General features: G+C 55.4%; 21 protein-coding genes. 9 read left to right on the top strand and 12 right to left on the bottom strand.

Features of this window, described 5'->3' with window-relative positions; all coding sequences use genetic code 11:
• Positions 1-21 precede the first annotated feature (21 nt).
• Entirely contained in the window at positions 22-1,446 is a 1,425-nt protein-coding gene (locus AL479_RS03635) for a 6-phospho-beta-glucosidase (RefSeq protein WP_061075082.1), read from the top strand.
• Positions 1,447-1,613: 167 nt separating this feature from the next.
• A complete protein-coding gene (locus AL479_RS03640) occupies positions 1,614-1,865 on the top strand; it encodes a SymE family type I addiction module toxin (protein ID WP_061075083.1) in 252 nt (83 codons plus the stop codon).
• Positions 1,866-1,891: 26 nt separating this feature from the next.
• On the opposite strand, the gene hycI is transcribed toward AL479_RS03640, so the two are convergent.
• From hycI to hycA, 9 genes are all read right to left on the bottom strand, one after another.
• Positions 1,892-2,356 carry a hydrogenase maturation peptidase HycI gene (gene hycI / locus AL479_RS03645; protein ID WP_061075084.1) on the bottom strand — a complete coding sequence of 155 codons (465 nt, stop codon included), beginning with the start codon at positions 2,354-2,356 and terminating at the stop codon, positions 1,892-1,894.
• Complete coding sequence (locus AL479_RS03650) at positions 2,349-2,759, bottom strand: formate hydrogenlyase maturation HycH family protein (RefSeq protein WP_061075085.1); 411 nt, start codon at positions 2,757-2,759, stop codon at positions 2,349-2,351. The genes hycI and AL479_RS03650 overlap by 8 nt, the downstream gene beginning before the upstream one ends.
• Entirely contained in the window at positions 2,756-3,523 is a 768-nt protein-coding gene (hycG, locus tag AL479_RS03655) for a formate hydrogenlyase subunit HycG (RefSeq protein ID WP_042999592.1), read from the bottom strand. Before hycG ends, AL479_RS03650 begins: the two co-directional genes overlap by 4 nt.
• The gene (gene hycF / locus AL479_RS03660; protein WP_044255059.1) at positions 3,523-4,065 is read right to left on the bottom strand and encodes a formate hydrogenlyase subunit HycF; all 543 of its coding nucleotides are present in this window, start codon (positions 4,063-4,065) and stop codon (positions 3,523-3,525) included. The genes hycG and hycF overlap by 1 nt, the downstream gene beginning before the upstream one ends.
• Before the next feature lie 9 nt (positions 4,066-4,074).
• Positions 4,075-5,784: a formate hydrogenlyase subunit HycE gene (hycE, locus tag AL479_RS03665; RefSeq protein ID WP_061075086.1), complete on the bottom strand. Its 1,710-nt coding sequence runs from the start codon at positions 5,782-5,784 to the stop codon at positions 4,075-4,077.
• A 17-nt stretch (positions 5,785-5,801) separates the two neighbouring features.
• On the bottom strand, positions 5,802-6,725 hold the full coding sequence (locus AL479_RS03670; protein WP_061075087.1) for a respiratory chain complex I subunit 1 family protein: 924 nt from the start codon (positions 6,723-6,725) through the stop codon (positions 5,802-5,804).
• 2 nt (positions 6,726-6,727) lie between these two features.
• Positions 6,728-8,554: a formate hydrogenlyase subunit 3 gene (gene hycC / locus AL479_RS03675; protein WP_061075088.1), complete on the bottom strand. Its 1,827-nt coding sequence runs from the start codon at positions 8,552-8,554 to the stop codon at positions 6,728-6,730.
• Positions 8,551-9,162, bottom strand: a complete 612-nt coding sequence (gene hycB, locus AL479_RS03680) for a formate hydrogenlyase subunit HycB (RefSeq protein ID WP_061075089.1) — start codon at positions 9,160-9,162, stop codon at positions 8,551-8,553. Before hycB ends, hycC begins: the two co-directional genes overlap by 4 nt.
• A gap of 136 nt (positions 9,163-9,298) precedes the next feature.
• On the bottom strand, positions 9,299-9,760 hold the full coding sequence (hycA, locus tag AL479_RS03685) for a formate hydrogenlyase regulator HycA (RefSeq protein WP_061075090.1): 462 nt from the start codon (positions 9,758-9,760) through the stop codon (positions 9,299-9,301).
• Between the two features lie 210 nt (positions 9,761-9,970).
• On the opposite strand from hycA, the gene hypA reads away from it, so the two are divergent.
• From hypA to AL479_RS03720, 7 genes are all read left to right on the top strand, one after another.
• Complete coding sequence (hypA, locus tag AL479_RS03690; protein ID WP_042322631.1) at positions 9,971-10,321, top strand: hydrogenase maturation nickel metallochaperone HypA; 351 nt, start codon at positions 9,971-9,973, stop codon at positions 10,319-10,321.
• Positions 10,322-10,324: 3 nt separating this feature from the next.
• The gene (hypB, locus tag AL479_RS03695; protein WP_061075091.1) at positions 10,325-11,197 is read left to right on the top strand and encodes a hydrogenase nickel incorporation protein HypB; all 873 of its coding nucleotides are present in this window, start codon (positions 10,325-10,327) and stop codon (positions 11,195-11,197) included.
• Positions 11,188-11,460: a HypC/HybG/HupF family hydrogenase formation chaperone gene (locus AL479_RS03700; RefSeq protein ID WP_061075092.1), complete on the top strand. Its 273-nt coding sequence runs from the start codon at positions 11,188-11,190 to the stop codon at positions 11,458-11,460. Before hypB ends, AL479_RS03700 begins: the two co-directional genes overlap by 10 nt.
• Positions 11,460-12,581: a hydrogenase formation protein HypD gene (gene hypD / locus AL479_RS03705; RefSeq protein WP_061075093.1), complete on the top strand. Its 1,122-nt coding sequence runs from the start codon at positions 11,460-11,462 to the stop codon at positions 12,579-12,581. The genes AL479_RS03700 and hypD overlap by 1 nt, the downstream gene beginning before the upstream one ends.
• Positions 12,578-13,588 (top strand): hydrogenase maturation carbamoyl dehydratase HypE, encoded by a 1,011-nt coding sequence (hypE, locus tag AL479_RS03710; RefSeq protein WP_061075094.1) that lies wholly within the window; start codon positions 12,578-12,580, stop codon positions 13,586-13,588. The genes hypD and hypE overlap by 4 nt, the downstream gene beginning before the upstream one ends.
• A 158-nt stretch (positions 13,589-13,746) precedes the next feature.
• Positions 13,747-15,825, top strand: a complete 2,079-nt coding sequence (flhA, locus tag AL479_RS03715) for a formate hydrogenlyase transcriptional activator FlhA (protein WP_061075095.1) — start codon at positions 13,747-13,749, stop codon at positions 15,823-15,825.
• Between the two features lie 45 nt (positions 15,826-15,870).
• Entirely contained in the window at positions 15,871-16,299 is a 429-nt protein-coding gene (locus AL479_RS03720; protein WP_061075096.1) for a TOBE domain-containing protein, read from the top strand.
• Positions 16,300-16,343: 44 nt separating this feature from the next.
• On the opposite strand, the gene AL479_RS03725 is transcribed toward AL479_RS03720, so the two are convergent.
• From AL479_RS03725 to dcuC, 3 genes are all read right to left on the bottom strand, one after another.
• Entirely contained in the window at positions 16,344-16,688 is a 345-nt protein-coding gene (locus AL479_RS03725; RefSeq protein WP_061075097.1) for a nitrous oxide-stimulated promoter family protein, read from the bottom strand.
• Positions 16,689-16,761: 73 nt separating this feature from the next.
• The gene (locus AL479_RS03730) at positions 16,762-18,456 is read right to left on the bottom strand and encodes an NAD-dependent malic enzyme (protein ID WP_061075098.1); all 1,695 of its coding nucleotides are present in this window, start codon (positions 18,454-18,456) and stop codon (positions 16,762-16,764) included.
• A 16-nt stretch (positions 18,457-18,472) separates the two neighbouring features.
• Positions 18,473-19,840, bottom strand: a complete 1,368-nt coding sequence (gene dcuC / locus AL479_RS03735; protein WP_061075099.1) for a C4-dicarboxylate transporter DcuC — start codon at positions 19,838-19,840, stop codon at positions 18,473-18,475.
• Between the last annotated feature and the right edge of the window lie 231 nt (positions 19,841-20,071).

The following is a 20,071-nucleotide window of genomic DNA, read 5'->3' on the forward strand; positions in this document are numbered from 1 at the left end:
TGTTATTCACTGAGGTTTATTATGGCTGTATTTCCGCAAGGATTTTTATGGGGCGGCGCACTGGCCGCCAACCAGGCTGAAGGCGCATACCGGGAGGGCGGCAAAGGGCTGACCACTGTCGATATGATCCCGCACGGCGAGCATCGTATGCCGGTCAAACTGGGACAGGAGAAACGTTTCCAACTGCGGAATGACGAATTTTATCCCAGCCATCAGGCGATCGATTTTTACCATCGCTATAAGGACGATATCGCCCTGATGGCGGAAATGGGCTTCACCGTCTTTCGCACCTCGATTGCCTGGAGCCGTATTTATCCCAACGGCGACGAACTGACGCCTAACGAGGAAGGCATAGCCTTCTATCGCGCGGTGTTTGCCGAGTGCAAAAAGTACGGTATTGAACCGCTGGTGACACTGTGCCACTTCGACGTGCCCATGCATCTGGTTACCGAATACGGCTCCTGGCGTAATCGCAAGATGGTGGAGTTTTTCACCCGCTATGCGCGTACCTGTTTTGAAGCCTTTGACGGCCTGGTGAAATACTGGCTGACCTTCAATGAAATCAACATCATGCTGCACAGCCCGTTCTCCGGCGCGGGGCTGGTGTTTGAAGAGGGGGAAAATCAGGATCAGGTGAAATATCAGGCCGCGCACCATGAGCTGATTGCCAGCGCGCTGGCGACGAAAATCGCCCATGAGATCAACCCGCAGAACCAGGTGGGCTGCATGCTGGCGGGTGGTAATTTTTATCCGTACTCCTGCAAACCGGAAGATGTCTGGACAGCGCTGGAAAAAGATCGGGAAAACCTGTTCTTCATTGACGTACAGGCGCGCGGCGCGTATCCGGCCTACTCTGCCCGTGTGTTTCGCGAGAAAGGCGTGGTGATTGAGAAAGCCCCGGAAGATGATGCAATCCTGAAAAACACTGTCGATTTTGTCTCCTTCAGCTATTACACGTCGCGCTGCGCGTCGGCGGAGATGAACACAAAGAACAGCAGCGCCGCGAACGTGGTGAAGTCAATGCGCAACCCGCACATCCAGGTCAGCGACTGGGGCTGGGGAATCGACCCGCTTGGACTGCGCATCACGATGAATATGATGTACGACCGCTACCAGAAACCGCTGTTCCTGGTGGAAAACGGTCTCGGGGCAAAAGATGAAATCGATGCCGATGGCCACATTAATGACGATTACCGTATTCGCTATTTGCGCGAACACATCCTGGCGATGGCTGACGCCATTGAGGACGGCGTGCCGCTGATGGGTTACACCACCTGGGGCTGTATTGATCTGGTGGCCGCGTCGACGGGTGAGATGAGCAAACGGTATGGGTTCGTCTACGTCGATCGCGATGATACCGGCAACGGTACGCTTGCGCGAACCCGTAAAAAATCGTTCTGGTGGTACAAAAAAGTGATCGCCAGCAACGGCCAGGATCTGGCGTAAACAGGATGTCGGATGGCGCTCGCGCTGTCCGGCCCTCCCTTCCCTCGTTACATCATTTGCATTCCGTTTCCGCTATCTCCCTTCCAGTTTCCGTTTTGCCCCTTCCCTTTTTTACTGGTATTTTATACAGGTATTTTCATCTACTCGTGGGTAACAAGGAATCGTTTATGACTATTGAGGCTGGCAGTCCGGAAGTCGCTATCATCAGGCCGTTTCGTCGTTTAAAGGTGAGCTATGTCAGAAAGCGCCATGAAGATCCGAAAACCGGCAATACGCGCCGCTATAGCCGGCATGCGTCGTTAACCATTAATGGCGACTGGCTGGAACAGGCGGGTTTCCCGACCGGCACCATTGTCAATGTGGCGGTAATGCAGGGGAAATTAGTGATCGAACAGGTGAGAGAAGAACAGGCCGGATGAGGTCAGACGGTCATCCGGCATGAATATCACGACGCGTCTAATTCCGCGAAGCCGCCGTGGCCCTCCCAGCCGTCGAGACGCTGGTAAACGGTGTCGACGGCATCCTTAACTGGCTGAGTCATGGGATAATAGAATCCGACGATATCTGGCTGAATCCCGAGGAAGATCACCTCGCCGACGTCTTCTTTAAGCTGATCAACCAGATAATTCAGCGGCATATTGTGGGTCGTCATCATGAACATCTCGGCGATATCGTCAGGATCGATAATGCGGATCTCGCCGGGATTCAACCCCATGTCGGTGGCATCCACGATCAGCAGACGATCCGGGCGCAGTTCGCGAATGGCCACGATGTCATTTTCCGGCGCACTGCCTCCGTCGATGACCACCCAGTTGCCTTTCGCCTGCGCCGCGCATTTTTCTGCCAGCAGCGGACCCGCGCCGTCATCCCCCATCATGCTGTTGCCAACACACAATAAAACGTCAGTCACGGTGTCTCCTTACCATCAGGTAAATAGCGCTCTCCTGATGAATATCATGCAGCATGCTGAGCATCTGTTTACTCCATGCCTGCTGCTCCGGGGTCTGCACCGCAAGCGCACGATCGAACGCGTGCGCCAGCATTTGCACATGGTTAAAATCGATGACGATCTCGCCGTATTTCGGCACCCCTTCCATCTTCCGACGGGCCTCGCTGCCCTCTTCCAGCGTGGCAATCCACGCCAGATATGCCTCCCACGGACAGCTCAGCGCGGCTTCCAGGCAGTCGATGATCCCAAGATGGTGACCAATCGCCAGGCTGTAATAGACAACCTGCTGCGCCTCTGCGGGCGTCGCATCGTTCTCATCAATAAACTTACGGCTCAGTTGACTGAACACCACCGTTTCACTCATCGGATACGCGCCTCTTCAACAACCTGATTCAGGTGCGTGACGATCTCGGTCAGGCGCGGATCGCTTTCCGCTTCCAGCCAGCGCGCCACCTGATGTTCACCCTGACCGAGCTGGCGCAGATAATCATCCGCAATCTGACGTCCATAGCGATAACCGGCCAGTCGACGCGCCTCGCGATCGACCTTCACGCGTAGCGGCTGAACCATGTCCGGATGCAGAATTTCCGCTGGTTGATCGTCCAGTTCGCCTGGCGCACGAGCGTGAATTTTCTGCTCCAGCAGGCCCAACGCCATCGCAAAACCGTACAGCGTTGCCGCAGGCGTCGGCGGGCATCCCGGAATATACACATCCACCGGCACAATTTTGTCGGTGCCGCCCCAGACGCAGTACAGGTCATGGAAGATACCGCCGCTGTTGCCGCAGGCACCGTAAGAGATACAGATTTTCGGATCGGGCGCAGACTGCCAGGCACGCAGCGCCGGGGAGCGCATTGCACGGGTAACCGCGCCGGTGAATAGCAGAATGTCCGCATGACGCGGTGACGGTACGACTTTGATACCGAAGCGTTCAGCGTCGAACAACGGTGATAAGGTCGCGAAAATTTCAATTTCACAGCCGTTACAGCCGCCGCAGTCCACGCGGTAAACATAGGCTGAACGCTTGATGTTTTTCAGTAATGACGCCTTCATGCTGGCGATGGACTCATCCACCGTCATCGGTACCGGAATACCGTTCGCGTCACGCGGACCTAATAAATGGCTCATCAGCTGGCCTCTTTCATATGGCGAGTCAGTTCAATTCGGTCGGACGGCACCAGGCATTTCTGACGTTTGCAGTCCGGGCAGGTCTCAAAGCTTTCGCGGTGATGCTCCGCGCGGCTGTCGCCGTTGTGCTTAAGCAGCGCAATGGCGTAATCAATCTCTTTCTGGACAGCGAAAGGACGATGGCAGACGCGGCAGTTGCACAGCGCAAAACGAGACTGCTGGAGGAAATCCTCTTTCTTCCACACCGCCAGTTCATACTCCTGCGAAAGCTTGATCGCCGCCGTCGGACACACTTCTTCACAGCGGGCGCAGAAAATGCAGCGTCCGAGGTTGAACTGCCAGGCCAGTTCGCCGCTGGCCAGATCGGTTTCCACCGTCAACGCATTCGACGGGCAGGCATTCACGCAGGCCGCACATCCAATGCACTGCTGCGGGTTGTGCTCCGGCTTACCGCGGAAGTTTTTATCAACCGCAATCGGCTCCAGCGGATAAGACGAAGTCGGCGCGCCGGTTTTGATGACTTTTTTGATAAAGGTAAACATGGCGATTCCTTATTTCAGCGGCGAGTTTTTACGCTCAATGCTGTAGCGCTCAAGTTCTTTGTATGGCACGACTTTGCTCTTCTTCTTACGCACATCCACCACGGTCATGCGGTCAGTACAGGAGTAGCAAGGGTCAAGGCTACCGATAATCAGCGGTGCATCAGAAACGGTGTTGCCGCGCAGCATGTAACGCAGGGTTGGCCAGTTGGCATACGTCGCCGCACGGCAGCGCCAGCGGTACAGCTTCTGGTTGTCGCCGGTCATGCTCCAGTGAATATCGTCACCGCGCGGCGCTTCGGAGAAGCCCAGCGCAAAGCGATGCGGAATGTAGGTGAAGCCTTCCACCATCAGCGGACCGCCTGGCAGGTTGTCCAGACCGAAGTCGATCATATTCAGCGCGGTGTACACTTCGTTGATACGCACTTTCAGACGCGAGATCACGTCGCAGCCCTGTTCGCTGTGAACCGTCATCGGCAGCAGACCGTAACCGACAAACGGGTGATCGGCGCGGGTGTCACGGGCGTGACCGCTGGCGCGAACCATCGGCCCAACGTTACTGAAATCACGCGCAATCTCTGGATCCAGACGACCGATTCCCACGGTACGCTGTTCCATATTCGGCGTACTGAGCAGCATATCCACCAGTTCCTGCACGTCGCGACGCATCTGTTGCGCCAGTTGGCGGGTCTGGATCATGTCCTCTTTCAGCAGATCGCGACGAATCCCGCCGATCAGGTTCAGACCGTAGGTCTTACGCGCCCCGGTCAGGATCTCCGCCATCTTCATGGAGGTTTCGCGGACGCGGAAGAACTGCATAAAACCGGAGTCAAAACCGGTGAAGTGACAGGCCAGACCGAGGTTCAGCAGGTGGGAGTGCAAACGCTCCACCTCCAGCAGAATGGCGCGAATCATCTGCGCGCGTTCCGGCACCACGATACCCATCGCGTTTTCCACGGAGGTGGTATACGCGGTGCTGTGGGCAAAGCCGCAGATCCCGCAAACGCGATCCGACAGGAAGGTGACTTCGTTGTAGCCCATCCGGGTTTCCGCCAGTTTTTCCATGCCGCGATGGACATAGAACAGGCGGTAATCGGCGTCGATAATATTTTCGCCATCAACAAACAGGCGGAAGTGTCCCGGTTCATCCGAAGTGACGTGCAGCGGGCCAATCGGCACCACGTTATTTTTTTTGTCACCCAGTTCGTTGATGAACTCGTAGGTTTCCGCATCGGTGGTCGGTGCCGGGCGCTGACGATAATCCATGCTGTCTTTACGCAACGGATAGAGTTCGTCCGGCCAGTCATCCGGCAGCACCAGACGGCGTTCGTCCGGCAGACCGACCGGGATCAGACCGTACATGTCGCGCACTTCGCGCTCGCCCCAGACGGCAGCTGGCACGCGCGGGGTGACAGACGGGAATTCCAGCTTATTGGCATCAACTTCAACACGGACGGTAATCCAGCATTTGGTGCCCTGCTCCATCGACAGCACGTAGTACACCGCGTAGTGACCACACAACTGGCGTTCATCATTGCCGAACAGTACGGAGAGCCACCCGCCCTGCTTGTAGTAAAGGAATTCGACCACTTCCGGCAGATAGTTGACCTTCACGGTGATGGTCAGCTGATCCCGGGTCTGCCGGGCTTCGTCCAGCACCACGCCAGGAAACGCCTGGTGCAGTGCGGCAAGGTATTGTTGACCTAATTTTTCTTCAGACATGCTCAAACTCTCTTAAATCACGCCACCAGCAAGGAGACGAACGCTAAAAACGCAAACCCAAAACCGGCCCAGGTCACGCGTGAAGTGGCGCAAAAACGCAGACGCGCCATGCTGTTTTCAAACAGGGCAATCACCAGTACGCCGACAAGCAGCTTAACGATGGCAATCACCAGCGCCAGCAGCAGTCCACCTGCGCTGAACGTTTCCATCTGTCCCCACGGCAGGAACACGCCGACAAACATTTGCAGAACCACCAGCTGTTTCAGGCTAATGCCCCACTTCAGCACCGCAAAACCGCTGCCGCTGTATTCGGTCAGCGGTCCTTCCTGTAGCTCCTGCTCCGCTTCCGCCAGATCGAACGGCAGTTTGCCCATTTCGATAAAGGTGGCGAACGCACAGGCGCAGAGTGCCAAAATCAGCGGAATGCTGCGGGCTGCTGGCCAGTGATAGATCGTATCGGTGATATTGCTGATATGGGTGGAACCCGCGACCTGCGCGGCGACCCACAGTCCCAGCAGCAGGATCGGCTCCACCAGCACGCCGAGCATCGCTTCGCGGCTGGCGCCGATCGCCGTGAACGGGCTACCGGTATCCAGACCAGCAATGGAAAAGAAGAAACGGGTAATGGCGAACAGATAAATCAACGTGATCAAATCGCCCAGTTGCGGCAACGGTGAACCCACAGTCACCACCGGCAGCGCGGTGGCGATGGTCAGCATAACGCCCACCATCACAAACGGCGTCAGACGAAAGACCCAGCCGGCATCCGCTGGCGCGACGCTCTGGCGGCCCAGCAGTTTGATCAGGTCGCGATACTCCTGCAATACGCCAGGACCGCGACGATTATGCAGACGGGCACGCGCCACGCGGGTCACGCCGGATAGCAGCGGCGCAGCGGCAAATAACACCAGCGCCTGAATTAACGGATATAAAACACTCATTCTCAGGCTCCTCGTGAAACCACAATCACCACCAGCACAGCCAGTTCGATCAGCGCCAGGCGGCGGAACAGCACCGGTACCGCCGCGCTCTGCCAGCCCGGAACCCACGCTACCGGGTTGAGCCACTTACGCAGTTTGAGAACCGGTGCAAAGGCTTCTTTCACTGGCATCGCGAAACCGTGCGCGGTAATGACCATCGACTGCTCGTGGTCGTAACCGCAGACCCATGCCGTCCCGCGTGAACGCGATGGCAGACGGTTGCCTTTAAACACCGCCATGATGATGAACGGCAGCAGCGGACAGGCGATCAGCAGCAGCGTGATCATAGGTTGCGATACGGTGGTATTGGCGGTTTCCAGTGGCAGCGGTACGGCTGTTGCCAGCAACGGCAACAGCCACGGCGCGGCAACCCCGCCGAGTACACAGCAAATCGCCAGCGCCACGACGCTGACGCCCATCAGGAGAGGCGCACAGCAGGCGTTTTCCGCCTCTTTCGTGCGCGGCGCGCCGAGGAAGGTAACGCCATACACTTTCGCCATACACATCACCGCCAGCGCACCGGTAATCGCCAGTCCGACCGCCAGTAGTGGCCCCAACAGACGACCAATAAACGCGCCGCTGTTGCCCAGTTTGAAGAAGGACTGGTAGATCACCCACTCGCCAGCAAAACCGTTCAGCGGCGGCAGTGCAGCCATCGCCATCAGCCCCACCAGCATCGCAATGGAAATAACCGGCATGCGTTTGCCGATGCCGCCCAGCTTTTCGATATCGCGATGTCCGGTACGAAACCAGATGCTGCCCGCACCGAGAAACAGTACGCTTTTGAACAGGCTGTGGTTCACCAGGTGATAGAGACCACCGGTCAGGCCAAGGGCAATCAGCGCCGGTTGATTGAGAGCAATCCCGGTCACACCTGCGCCGAGACCGAGCAGGATAATGCCGATGTTTTCCAGCGTGTGATACGCCAGCAGGCGCTGAATATTGTGCTCCATCAGCGCATACAGACCGCCGACAAACGCGGTGATCATGCCGAGTACCAGAAGCAGCACGCCCCACCACAGCGGCGCATTACCGCCAATCAGTGATAACGAGAGAATGCCCAGCAGACCGACCTTCATCACCACGGTGGAGAACAGCGCCGCCGCCGGGGCGCTGGCGTTCGCGTGTGCCTGCGGCACCCATCCGTGCAGCGGAATAATTCCGGCCAGCAGACCAAAGCCCGCCACGCCGAGCAGCCAGATGTCAGAACCCAGCGGCAGTTCCTGTGTGCGCAGATCGAGCAGGCGTAACTCCAGCGTGCCGTAGCGTTGCCACACCAGATAGCAGGCAATCGCCAGCAGCAGCGTACCGAGACGCCCCAGCGCGAACCACAGCTTGCCTTCTTTGCTGCATCCGGTCAGGAACACCGCACACAGCGCCATGATTTCCGCCATCACCACCAGCGTGCCGAGATTGCTGGCGGCAACCGCGCACACCGCCGCGGCCATCAGCAGATTCAGCAGCAGGCCGTTAGCTTTCACCTGCGGATGGCGATGCCAGTCGATGTTGTACAGACTGACGAACAGTCCACACAGCCCCAGCGTAATCAACCAGATGGCATTCAGCGGGGTGATTTGCACGCTGTGACCGATAAACGGCATCATGCCGCGCACCGCGACAGCGTTGATGAGCACGGAGAAACCCGCCGCGGCGGTACACAAGCTACCCACCGCACCGCCCACGCCAGCGACCCAGCCGCTCAGCGCTTTATGAAAAGAGAACAGAAATGCCAGGACGGCGGCGACGGCAAACCAGGCCACGCCGCTGGTGATCAGTGAAATTGCGCTCATTTTGCCTCCCCACTCTGAGCCTGCTGAAACAAGGAGAGATCGCCGAAGTCGGTATTGAAAGTCAGCTCACGTTTCCGTTTACTGGCGCGGGCGATATCCATGTTGTTCACCAGATGCAGGGCTTTCGTCGGACACATCCGCACGCAGGCCGGGCCTTGTTCATCGAAGCTGCACAGATCGCACTTCACCGCGATGGCACGCACGCCCGGAACCCAGTCCAGCAGCGTGCTGACGCGAGCCGGTGCCGGTGGCGCAGGCGGCGCTTTCGACGTATTGGCGTTGGCCGGGATATGCAGCGGACGGCTGCCGGAAAATTCGATCGCGCCAAACGGACAGGCAATGCCGCACAGTTTGCAGCTTACGCACAGGCTTTCATTAAGCTGTACGGCGCCATCCACCCGGTTAATGGCGTTAACCGGACACACGGTGGCGCAGGGGGCATCTTCACAGTGGTGGCAAAGCTGCGGCGCAGATTCTTTTTCATTCAGCATCACTTTCAGGCGCGGCATAGACTGTAGGCCGTGCTGGCGATGCGTCTCTGAACAGGCGGCCTCACAGGTGTGGCAGCCGATACAGAGCGTGGAGTCAGCAATTACAAAACGATTCACCAGGCATTCCTCAGGTGATAGTCATTTTTGACGAAAACATGCCGATAAAATGTCATTTTCGACACTGTTCGACACGTCTGTCCCTTAAATCGTCGTGACAACCCATGAGACGACGTCACGACGCAAAACGCGGTGGTCAGGCCGCCGGGGTTTGTCTCGCCACCAGTTGGCTCAGATTGATCGGCGACCCGCTTTCGACAGCGGCATACAGTCGGTCATAAACGCTGGCGATTTTATCGAGATAGTGTTCCAGCACCTGCTCACGCTCACGGTTGCTGACCCGCTCGTCCACTTTGCCGTCAATGCTCAACTGTGCCTGTGCAATCAGTTGCTTATCTTCGCCATCTTTTGTTTCGACGTAATACTCGATGGTGTGGCTGTTGAAGCCATCCGCCATCGTGACGGTGATACGAAAGTGTTCGAACAGTACGAAACAGAGATCTTTATCCGGCGCGCAGCTCATCGCATGGTGCAGACGCGCTTTCGACAGGGTGATCCCCTGAACCAGCGAGTTGCAGTAAATATGCCACTGGTCCTGTAGGCGACGATGCCGCTGCGCGATGTATTCGGCTTTTTCGCTTATTTCCCAAATAGTCATGTCAGGTTATCCGTTTAACAGAGATAGCCTGCCATAAGCATTTTCCATGCCAGTTTTTAACCATTTGTTTTTGCATGAATTTAGAAATAAATGACGGCTGTCGACGTCCAAATGACATGTCATTTCGTCATCATCGTCATCGACAAACGCCCCCAACTTTCAGGCTGGCATAGTTATTGCTTATCACTGCCCATAACATCGGGAGGCGATATGCACGAAATTACCCTTTGCCAGCGGGCACTGGAATTGATCGAACAACAGGCCGTCGCGCACGGCGCAAAACGGATAACTGGGGTCTGGCTCAAAATTGGCGCATTTTCTTGCGTAGAAACCAGCGCTCTCTCCTTTTGTTTTGATCTGGTATGCCGTGGCACCGTTGCGGAAGGTTGTAAACTGCACCTCGAGGAACAAGAAGCCGAATGCTGGTGTGAATCCTGTCAGCAATACGTCACCTTACTGACCCAACGCGTACGCCGCTGTCCGCAATGCAATAGCGACACGTTGCAGATCGTGGCCGATGACGGATTACAGATTCGACGAATAGAAATAGATCAGGAGTGAGCGATGTGTACAACATGCGGTTGCGCTGAAGGCAACCTTTATATAGAGGGTGATGAGCATAACCCTCATTCCGCGTTTCGCAGCGCGCCTTTTGCCCCGGCAGCTCGCCCGGCGCTGAATATTACCGGCATCAAAACGTCCGAATTCACCCCGAGCCAGACCGAAGAAGGCGATCTGCACTACGGTCACGGTGAAGCCGGGACCCATGCGCCAGGCATGAGCCAGCGGCGTATGCTGGAAGTGGAAATCGACGTACTGGATAAGAACAACCGGCTGGCCGAACGTAACCGCGCCCGCTTCGCCGCGCGCCAGCAACTGGTGCTCAACCTCGTCTCCAGCCCGGGTTCCGGTAAAACAACGCTGCTCACCGAAACGCTGATGAAGCTGAAAGACAGCGTGCCGTGCGCCGTCATTGAAGGCGACCAGCAGACGGTTAACGATGCCGCCCGCATTCGGGCTACCGGCACACCGGCTATTCAGGTCAACACCGGTAAGGGCTGCCACCTTGATGCGCAGATGATTGCCGATGCCGCGCCGCGTCTGCCGCTGGAAGACCGCGGCATTCTGTTTATCGAAAACGTCGGCAATCTCGTCTGCCCGGCGAGTTTTGATCTCGGCGAACGCCATAAAGTGGCGGTGCTTTCTGTCACCGAAGGCGAAGACAAACCGCTGAAATACCCGCATATGTTCGCCGCCGCCTCACTGATGCTGCTCAACAAAGTCGACCTGCTACCGTACCTGAATTTCGACGTTGAGAAGTGCATTGCCAGCGCCCGGGAAGTTAATCCGGATATCGAGATCATCCTGATTTCCGCCACCAGCGGCGAAGGGATGGATCAGTGGCTGAACTGGCTGGAGGCACAGCGATGTGCATAGGCGTTCCCGGCCAAATCCGCACCATTGAAGGTAATCTGGCGAAAGTCGACGTTTGCGGCATTCAGCGCGACGTCGATCTGACGCTGGTCGGCCGTTGTGATGAGCACGGCGAACCTCGTCTGGGCCAGTGGGTACTGGTCCACGTCGGTTTTGCCATGAGCGTGATTAACGAAGCCGAAGCGCGCGACACGCTCGATGCGCTCCAGAACATGTTTGATGTTGAGCCGGACGTCGGCGCTTTGCTGTATGGCGAGGAAAAATAATGCGTTTTGTTGACGAATACCGCGCGCCGGAACAGGTGATGCAACTGATTGAACACCTGCGTGAACGTGCCGCGCATCTGCCGTACACCGCCGAACGTCCGTTGCGCATTATGGAAGTCTGCGGCGGCCATACGCACGCGATCTTCAAATTTGGTCTCGACCAGTTGCTCCCTGATAACGTGGAGTTTATCCACGGCCCGGGTTGTCCGGTCTGCGTACTGCCGATGGGACGTATCGACAGCTGCGTAGAAATTGCCAGCCATCCGGAGGTGATTTTCTGTACCTTTGGCGACGCCATGCGCGTGCCGGGGAAACAAGGCTCGCTGTTGCAGGCGAAAGCGCGCGGTGCGGATATTCGCATCGTCTACTCGCCGATGGATGCGCTCAAACTGGCGCAGGAAAACCCAACGCGTAAAGTCGTGTTTTTCGGTCTCGGCTTTGAAACAACCATGCCGACGACCGCCATTACCCTGCAACAGGCAAAACTTCGCGACGTGCAGAATTTTTACTTCTTCTGTCAGCACATCACACTCATTCCAACCCTGCGCAGTCTGCTGGAGCAGCCCGATAACGGTATTGACGCGTTCCTCGCGCCGGGCCACGTCAGCATGGTGATCGGTACCGACGCCTATCATTTTATCGCCAGCGAGTTTCATCGTCCGCTGGTGGTCGCTGGATTCGAACCCCTTGATCTACTGCAAGGCGTCGTGATGCTGGTTGAGCAGAAAATAGCGGCCCACAGCCAGGTCGAGAACCAGTACCGCCGCGTGGTGCCTGACGCCGGCAACCTGTTAGCGCAACAGGCTATTGCCGACGTATTTTGCGTCACCGGCGACAGCGAGTGGCGCGGTCTGGGGGTGATTGAATCGTCCGGCGTGCATTTGACGCCTGACTATCAGCGTTTTGATGCCGAAGCGCATTTCCGCCCGGCACCTCAGCAGGTTTACGACGACCCGCGCGCGCGCTGCGGCGAAGTGCTGACCGGGAAATGTAAACCGCATCAGTGCCCGTTGTTTGGCAAGACCTGTAATCCAGAGACCGCCTTCGGCGCACTGATGGTCTCTTCAGAAGGCGCATGCGCCGCCTGGTATCAGTATCGTCAGCAGGAGTGTGAAGCATGAACAGCGTACAACTCGCCCACGGCAGCGGCGGTCAGGCCATGCAGCAACTGATTAACAGTCTGTTTATGGAAGCCTTCGCTAACCCGTGGCTGGCGGAGCAGGAAGATCAGGCGCGCCTGGAACTGGCGCAACTGGTCGCTGAAGGCGATCGACTGGCGTTCTCTACCGACAGCTACGTCATTGACCCGCTGTTTTTCCCCGGCGGCAACATCGGCAAACTGGCGATCTGCGGCACCGCCAATGACGTCGCCGTCAGCGGCGCAATCCCTCGCTATCTCTCCTGCGGCTTTATCCTCGAAGAAGGGCTGCCAATGGAGACGCTGAAAAGCGTGGTAAACAGCATGGCCGCCACCGCGCGTGAGGCCAATATCGCGATCGTGACCGGCGATACCAAAGTTGTTCAGCGTGGCGCAGCGGATAAATTGTTCATCAACACCGCGGGCATGGGGGCGATTCCGGCCAATATTCACTGGGGGGCGCAGACCCTGGCTGCGGGCGACGTGCTGCTGGTCAGCGGCACGCTGGGCGATCACGGAGCCACTATTCTTAATCTGCGTGAACAGTTAGGACTGGATGGCGAACTGGTCAGCGACTGCGCGGTATTAACTCCGCTGATTCAGTCGTTGCGCGATATTCCCGGCGTGAAAGCCCTGCGCGACGCGACGCGTGGCGGCGTGAACGCAGTCGCCCATGAGTTTGCCGCCGCCTGCGGTTTTGGCATTGAGCTGTCCGAATCCACACTTCCCGTGAAGCCTGCCGTTCGTGGAGTATGTGAACTGCTGGGTCTGGATGCGCTCAACTTCGCAAACGAAGGCAAGCTGGTCATTGCCGTTGAACGTCAGGCGGCCGGGCAGGTGTTGGCGGCGTTGCATGCCCATCCGCTGGGGCGCGATGCGGCATTGATTGGCGAAGTGGTCGAACGTAAAGGTGTGCGTCTGGCCGGTCTTTACGGCGTGAAGCGCACGCTGGATTTACCGCATGCAGAACCGCTGCCGCGTATTTGCTGATTATATTGCCCGGTGGCGCTACGCTTACCGGGCCTACGGGTAACGCGTTGTCCGTAGGCCGGATAAGGCGTAGCCACCATCCGGCAGACGTTTAAAAAGAATACCTATAATTCATGTACCTTTTGCACCGCGCAGCGGTACTTTCCTGGAAAAGCAATATGTCGTATACACCGATGAGCGATCTCGGGCAGCAAGGATTGTTCGACATCACTCGCACATTGTTACAGCAGCCCGACCTGCAATCGCTAAGCGAGGCGCTTTCGCAACTGGTAAAGCGCTCGGCGCTTGCCGACAGCGCGGCGATTGTGTTGTGGCAAGCGCAGACACAGCGGGCGTCCTGGTACGCCACGCGCGATGACGGCAAACCCGTCATCTACGAAGATGAAACCGTGCTGGCCCACGGCCCGGTCCGCCGTATCCTCTCTCGCCCCGATGCCCTGCACTGCAATTATCACGAATTTTCAGAAACCTGGCCGCAACTGGCCGCTGGCGGACTTTACGCGCCATTCGGCCACTACTGCCTGCTGCCGCTGGCGGCGGACGGGCGCATTTTTGGCGGCTGCGAATTTATCCGCAACGACGATCGTCCCTGGAGCGAAAAAGAGTACGAGCGTCTGCAAACCTTCACCCAGATTGTCGGCGTGGTGGCGGAGCAAATTCAGTGCCGGGTCACGAACAACGTCGATTACGATCTCTTGTGCCGCGAACGCGACAACTTTCGTATTCTGGTCGCCATCACTAACGCCGTTCTCTCCCGGCTCGACATGGATGAGCTGGTGAGCGAAGTCGCCAAAGAGATCCATCACTATTTCAATATCGACGACATCAGCATTGTCCTGCGCAGCCACCGTAAAAATAAGCTCAGCATTTACTCCACTCACTACCTCGATGAAAATCATCCCGCACACGAACAAAGCGAAGTCGATGAAGCTGGCACCCTGACGGAACGGGTGTTTAAAAGCAAAGAGATGCTGCTGATTAACCTGAACGAACGGGACGCGCTGGCCCCCTATGAACGCATGCTGTTCGATACATGGGGCAACCAGATTCAGACGCTGTGCCTGCTGCCGCTGATGTCGGGCAACACCATGCTCGGCGTGCTCAAGCTGGCGCAGTGTGAAGAAAAAGTGTTTACCACCGCCAACCTGAACCTGCTGCGCCAGATTGCCGGGCGCGTCGCCATCGCCGTCGATAACGCCCTCGCCTATCAGGAAATCCATCGGCTGAAAGAGCGGCTGGTGGATGAAAACCTGGCGCTCACCGAACAGCTCAATAATGTCGACAGCGAGTTTGGTGAAATCATCGGGCGCAGCGATGCGATGTACAGCGTGCTCAAGCAGGTCGAGATGGTGGCTCAGAGCGACAGCACCGTGCTGATCCTCGGTGAAACCGGCACCGGGAAAGAGCTGATTGCCCGCGCAATTCACAATCTGAGTGGGCGTAATGCACGCCGGATGGTGAAGATGAACTGCGCCGCGATGCCCGCGGGCCTGCTGGAAAGTGACCTGTTCGGCCACGAACGCGGTGCCTTCACCGGTGCCAGTGCGCAGCGCATTGGCCGCTTTGAGCTGGCGGATAAAAGTTCTTTGTTCCTGGATGAAGTGGGCGATATGCCGCTGGAATTACAGCCTAAGCTCCTGCGCGTCTTGCAGGAACAGGAATTTGAGCGTCTGGGCAGCAATAAACTGATCCAGACCGACGTGCGTCTGATCGCCGCCACCAACCGTGACCTGAAAAAAATGGTCGAGGATCGCGAGTTTCGTAGCGATCTCTACTACCGTCTCAACGTTTTTCCGATCCAGCTTCCGCCGCTGCGCGAACGCCCGGAAGATATCCCCCTGCTGGTGAAAGCGTTCACCTTTAAAATCGCTCGCCGCCTGGGGCGTAACATCGACAGTATCCCGGCGGAAACCCTGCGCATCCTCAGCAATATGGAGTGGCCGGGTAACGTGCGCGAACTGGAGAACGTGGTTGAACGTGCCGTTCTGCTGACGCGAGGAAGCGTACTGCAACTCTCGCTGCCGGATATCGGCATGCTCTCGCCAGGCGAACCGCCCGTTGCGACCGAAGTCGCCCAGGAAGGGGAAGACGAGTATCAGCTCATCATGCGGGTGCTGAAGGAAACCAACGGCGTGGTCGCAGGGCCGAAAGGGGCGGCACAGCGCCTCGGACTCAAGCGTACAACGCTGTTGTCACGCATGAAGCGTTTAGGGATTGATAAGGATGCATTAGTGTAAGCCGTTCCGGCTATACTCTGTGGAACATAAACAAAAGGAGGCAACATGGCGGTATCAGCACGCAATCAATTGACCGGTACGGTTAGCGCAGTCGCGACAGGCGCAGTCAACGACGAAGTAGAGCTGACGCTGGCAGGCGGTGCAAAACTGGTCGCTATCGTCACCCACAGCAGCCAGCAGGCGCTGGGTCTGGTGAAAGGCAAAGACGCCATCGCGCTGATCAAAGCGCCGTGGGTCACCCTGGCAACAGAAGATTGTGGTCTGAAATTTTCAGCCCGCAACCAGTTCGCCGGTCGCGTTTCTCAGGTCACCGAAGGTGCAGTCAATGCCACTGTCCACATCAAAACCGATGCCGGATTTGAGATTGTGGCAGTCGTCACCAATGAGAGTCAGCAAGAGATGAAACTGAGCCAGGGCAGCCGCGTTATCGCGCTGATTAAAGCCTCAGCAATTCTGATTGCCACCAAAGCGTAACTCAGGCGCTCGATGACGTAATATTCATCGGGCTTACTAACGCCTTACTTCTTGCGCTGATATTTTTCCGGCAGTTCCGGTACGGGACGTTTATCGTCGATAAGATGACGAACGGTCAGGATTGGATGACGCCAGAGCATTCTCGGCCCCGCCCAGCGCATGATCTGCTTCATCTCTTCACGCTTCGCTGGCTGATAGCAGTGCACGGGACACTGTTTACAGGCCGGTTTCTCCTCGCCAAAGACGCACTTATCCAGACGTTTTTGCGCATAGGCAAACAGCGCTTCGTAGTGTTCCGGCTCATCTGATGCCTGCGGACACAGGCTCTCGTACAGCGCGATCATCTTTTTAATCGTCAGTTTTTCGCGAGCAATGCGCTTGCCGGACATGGTGCCTCCAGGAATAAGTTGCATAAATAATACACATTATTCGTAATGGCAACCATACCCAACTATAGGTGTACTATATCGCCCGACGTTTATAAGGCCGATACTGTGGTAACCAGAAATGCTCTGCAATGCGCTGATAAAGCGTTTCATCATTCATCACATTCGCAACGCCAGACTGCTGTGCGGCTTTCGCTACCGCAAAAGCCATTTGACGGGTCACATCACATATCGTGCTGATTTCAGGCAGTAAACCTCCGGTCCCCTCGCAAACCAGAGGTGACGTCTCTGCAAGCGCACGGCTCGCTGCCATCAACATAGCTTCCGTGATCCTTGTGGCGCCACAGGCAATTGACCCCAGTCCAATCGCAGGGAAAATATAGACGTTGTTACACTGCGAGACAGGAACAGAGTGTCCTTCATACTCAACAGGCTCACAAGGACTGCCAGTAGCAATGATCGCCTGTCCTTCAGTCCAGTAAACGATATCTTCTGGACTGGCTTCCATTCTGGAAGTGGGGTTAGACAGAGGCATGATGACCGGGCGATCGCAATAATGATACATCGTGCGCACGACCTCTTCGGTAAACAACCTTGCCTGTCCAGAAACCCCCAGCAGAATGGTCGGTTTTGCATTACGAATCACCTCTAATAAAGAAGGTGTTGCCCCTATGTATTTCCAGTCTGTCAGCTTTTGCGTAGACTGCGCCAGTGGTCGTTGAAAATCAGCCAGAGAAGTACTGGTCGTCAATATCAGACCATCGCGATCTACCATAAAAATGCTTTTACTGGCCTCATCGACGCTCATCCCAGCCGCAACCCGGCAGGCAATAATATGGCGGGCAATACCACAACCTGCCGCACCGGCGCCGACAATGACGACCACCTGTTGTGTAAAGTCTCGATGACTTCCACGGCACGCAGCCAGAATGGTCGCTAATGCAACCGATGCCGTCCCCTGAATATCATCATTAAAACAGCACAGAGCATCACGATATCGATACAACAAAGGAACCGCCGTATGCTGGGCAAAGTCCTCAAACTGCAGCAACACATTGGGCCAACGGCGCTTTACCGCCGCGATAAACATGTCGACAAAGGCAAAATATTCCTCACCAGTAATGCGCGGATGTCGCCAGCCAATATAGCGGGGATCGCCCAACAATTTCGAATTGTTGGTTCCAACATCCAGCATAATCGGCAGCGTTTGCGCCGGATTCACACCACCGCAAACGGTATAGAGTGACAGTTTACCAATGGGGATTCCCATTCCCCCGGCGCCCTGATCGCCCAGCCCTAAAATACGTTCTCCATCTGTCACCACAATAACATTGACGTCATTTCGCGAAATATCATGAAGAATGTCGTCAATACGCTCGCGATCTGGCCATGAAATAAACACACCTCTGGCCCGGCGATAAATACCTGAAAATTTCTCGCAGGCGGCGCCAACCTCTGGGGTATAGACAATTGGCAGCATTTCCGAAAGATGCGTTTTCAGAAGATAGTAAAACAGCGTCTCATTGGTATCCTGGATGTTTCTCAGATAGATATGTCGCGCACTATCTGACTCTGCATCCTGATATTGCTGGTATGCGCGTTCAGCTTGTTCATGAATATCTTCAATGGCACTGGGTAGTAATCCATTGAGATTGAAATCATTTCGTTCTTGCCTGGTAAAACTACTTCCTTTATTCAGTAGAGGAGATTCCAGTAACAACTTGCCCGTAAACGGGACATACAACACAGCGTCTCTCACGTTACTATCCATTGTTATGAACGAGAATTCAGATCAAGATAAAGCAGGCAACAAACATTGCGGCGATACCCGCCAAAGCTGGCAGCAATGTTCTTCTGACGATCATAAAAGGTGAACATTCGCCTGCTTTACTAACAGCAATAATAATGCCCGCAACCGGCGAAATAGATCGCCCCATTCCTGCCATGAGTTGCATTGGCAGGATCATATTGACCGCACTCTCACCAAACTTTGCCGCGATAGACGGAGCCAGACCAGAAAAGGAGAAAAATGCGGCAACCCCGGATCCCGTCAATACGGCAGTAATGCCCACTAATATCGTCATCACCAGCGTCATACTGGTGAACCCTAATCCAGCGTTTTGCACCGATTGTAAGAGATAATCCACGGCACCAATTTTCTGCAATCCCTGGGCATAAATATCCGCGCAGACCAGCAGAGAGACAATGCTGGTAAACATGCTGCCCATACCTTTAAAGAACACCTGCAAACCTTTACAGCAGGCCTTGAAATCACGAGTGGTAATCAGTTCAAAGATAAATGCAATAACAGCGCCCAGTATCATTGCAGTAACGACATCAATCTTGATCGATGTGATCACCAGTGGGCTGAATACCAGAACAAGTACCACGGGTATAACAGGGAGTAACGCGTAAAGCGCCGGGACTTTACGCCCTTCCTCTTCTGCTTCAACGACCTCTTGAAGTCCAGCAACAAAACCGTCTTTTTTATCGAAATATTTGGCGGTGAAGAAAATCACGACAGCCACCGTCAACATAACCACCACTGCCACCGGCATCTGGTAATGCGCAAAATAAATCGCGCTCTCCATCCCGGCATGTTTTGCCGCCAGATTAGCCGTACCGACAGCGGGCCCAAGATCCATAAACGCGCACAAACCGATCATGGCCGCAGCAGACGCTTTGCTCACCCCCAGACGCACCAGTACAGGGAAAAAAGTGACCAGTAACAGCATCGCTAACCCAGCGGCACTGGAGATCGCCACATGCAACAACTGTGCGCAAATATAGCCTAACGCAAGAATAAGATAAGGTGCCTTGAGCACTTGTAATGGACGAATACACATATTTACCATCGCATTTGAGGCTTTAATGTGATCCATATAACTGGCAAATCCACCCGCAGCCATGATAATTAAACCGATACCGGCTATCTGTGTGGTCAATGATTCTTTTGCAAAGCTGAAGATATCCAGCCAGGTAGAGCCTGTTGATTTCGCTTTTTCGTAAAGAATGCTATTTTCTGGATAAAACATAACTGTAATGGTCAGTAATGCCAATCCCGCAAGTAATAAGGCTGTCTGCGGCTGATAATTTTTAACAATTAACCACGCGGCAAACACTGTTATCACTATTGCTATAATAAATGCAGACATAATAACAATTCCTATGCACAAAAATTTCTGGGTTAAGCGCTTTAATATTGAGTTCTAAGTGTAATCACCACCCTAGGCATAAAATATGGGAAAGGTGTTTTCCCAATGTTTTTTGTGAGAAAGATCGCACCTTATCTGCATTTGAGTGATTCAATGACGAAATTATGGAAAGCAGGTTATATTAATGTACATAGCACAATTGACGCAAAAAGCGTATTATCCTATAACAAT

It is taken from the genome of Citrobacter amalonaticus, from assembly GCF_001559075.2.
Taxonomy (GTDB): Bacteria; Pseudomonadota; Gammaproteobacteria; order Enterobacterales; family Enterobacteriaceae; genus Citrobacter_A; species Citrobacter_A amalonaticus_F.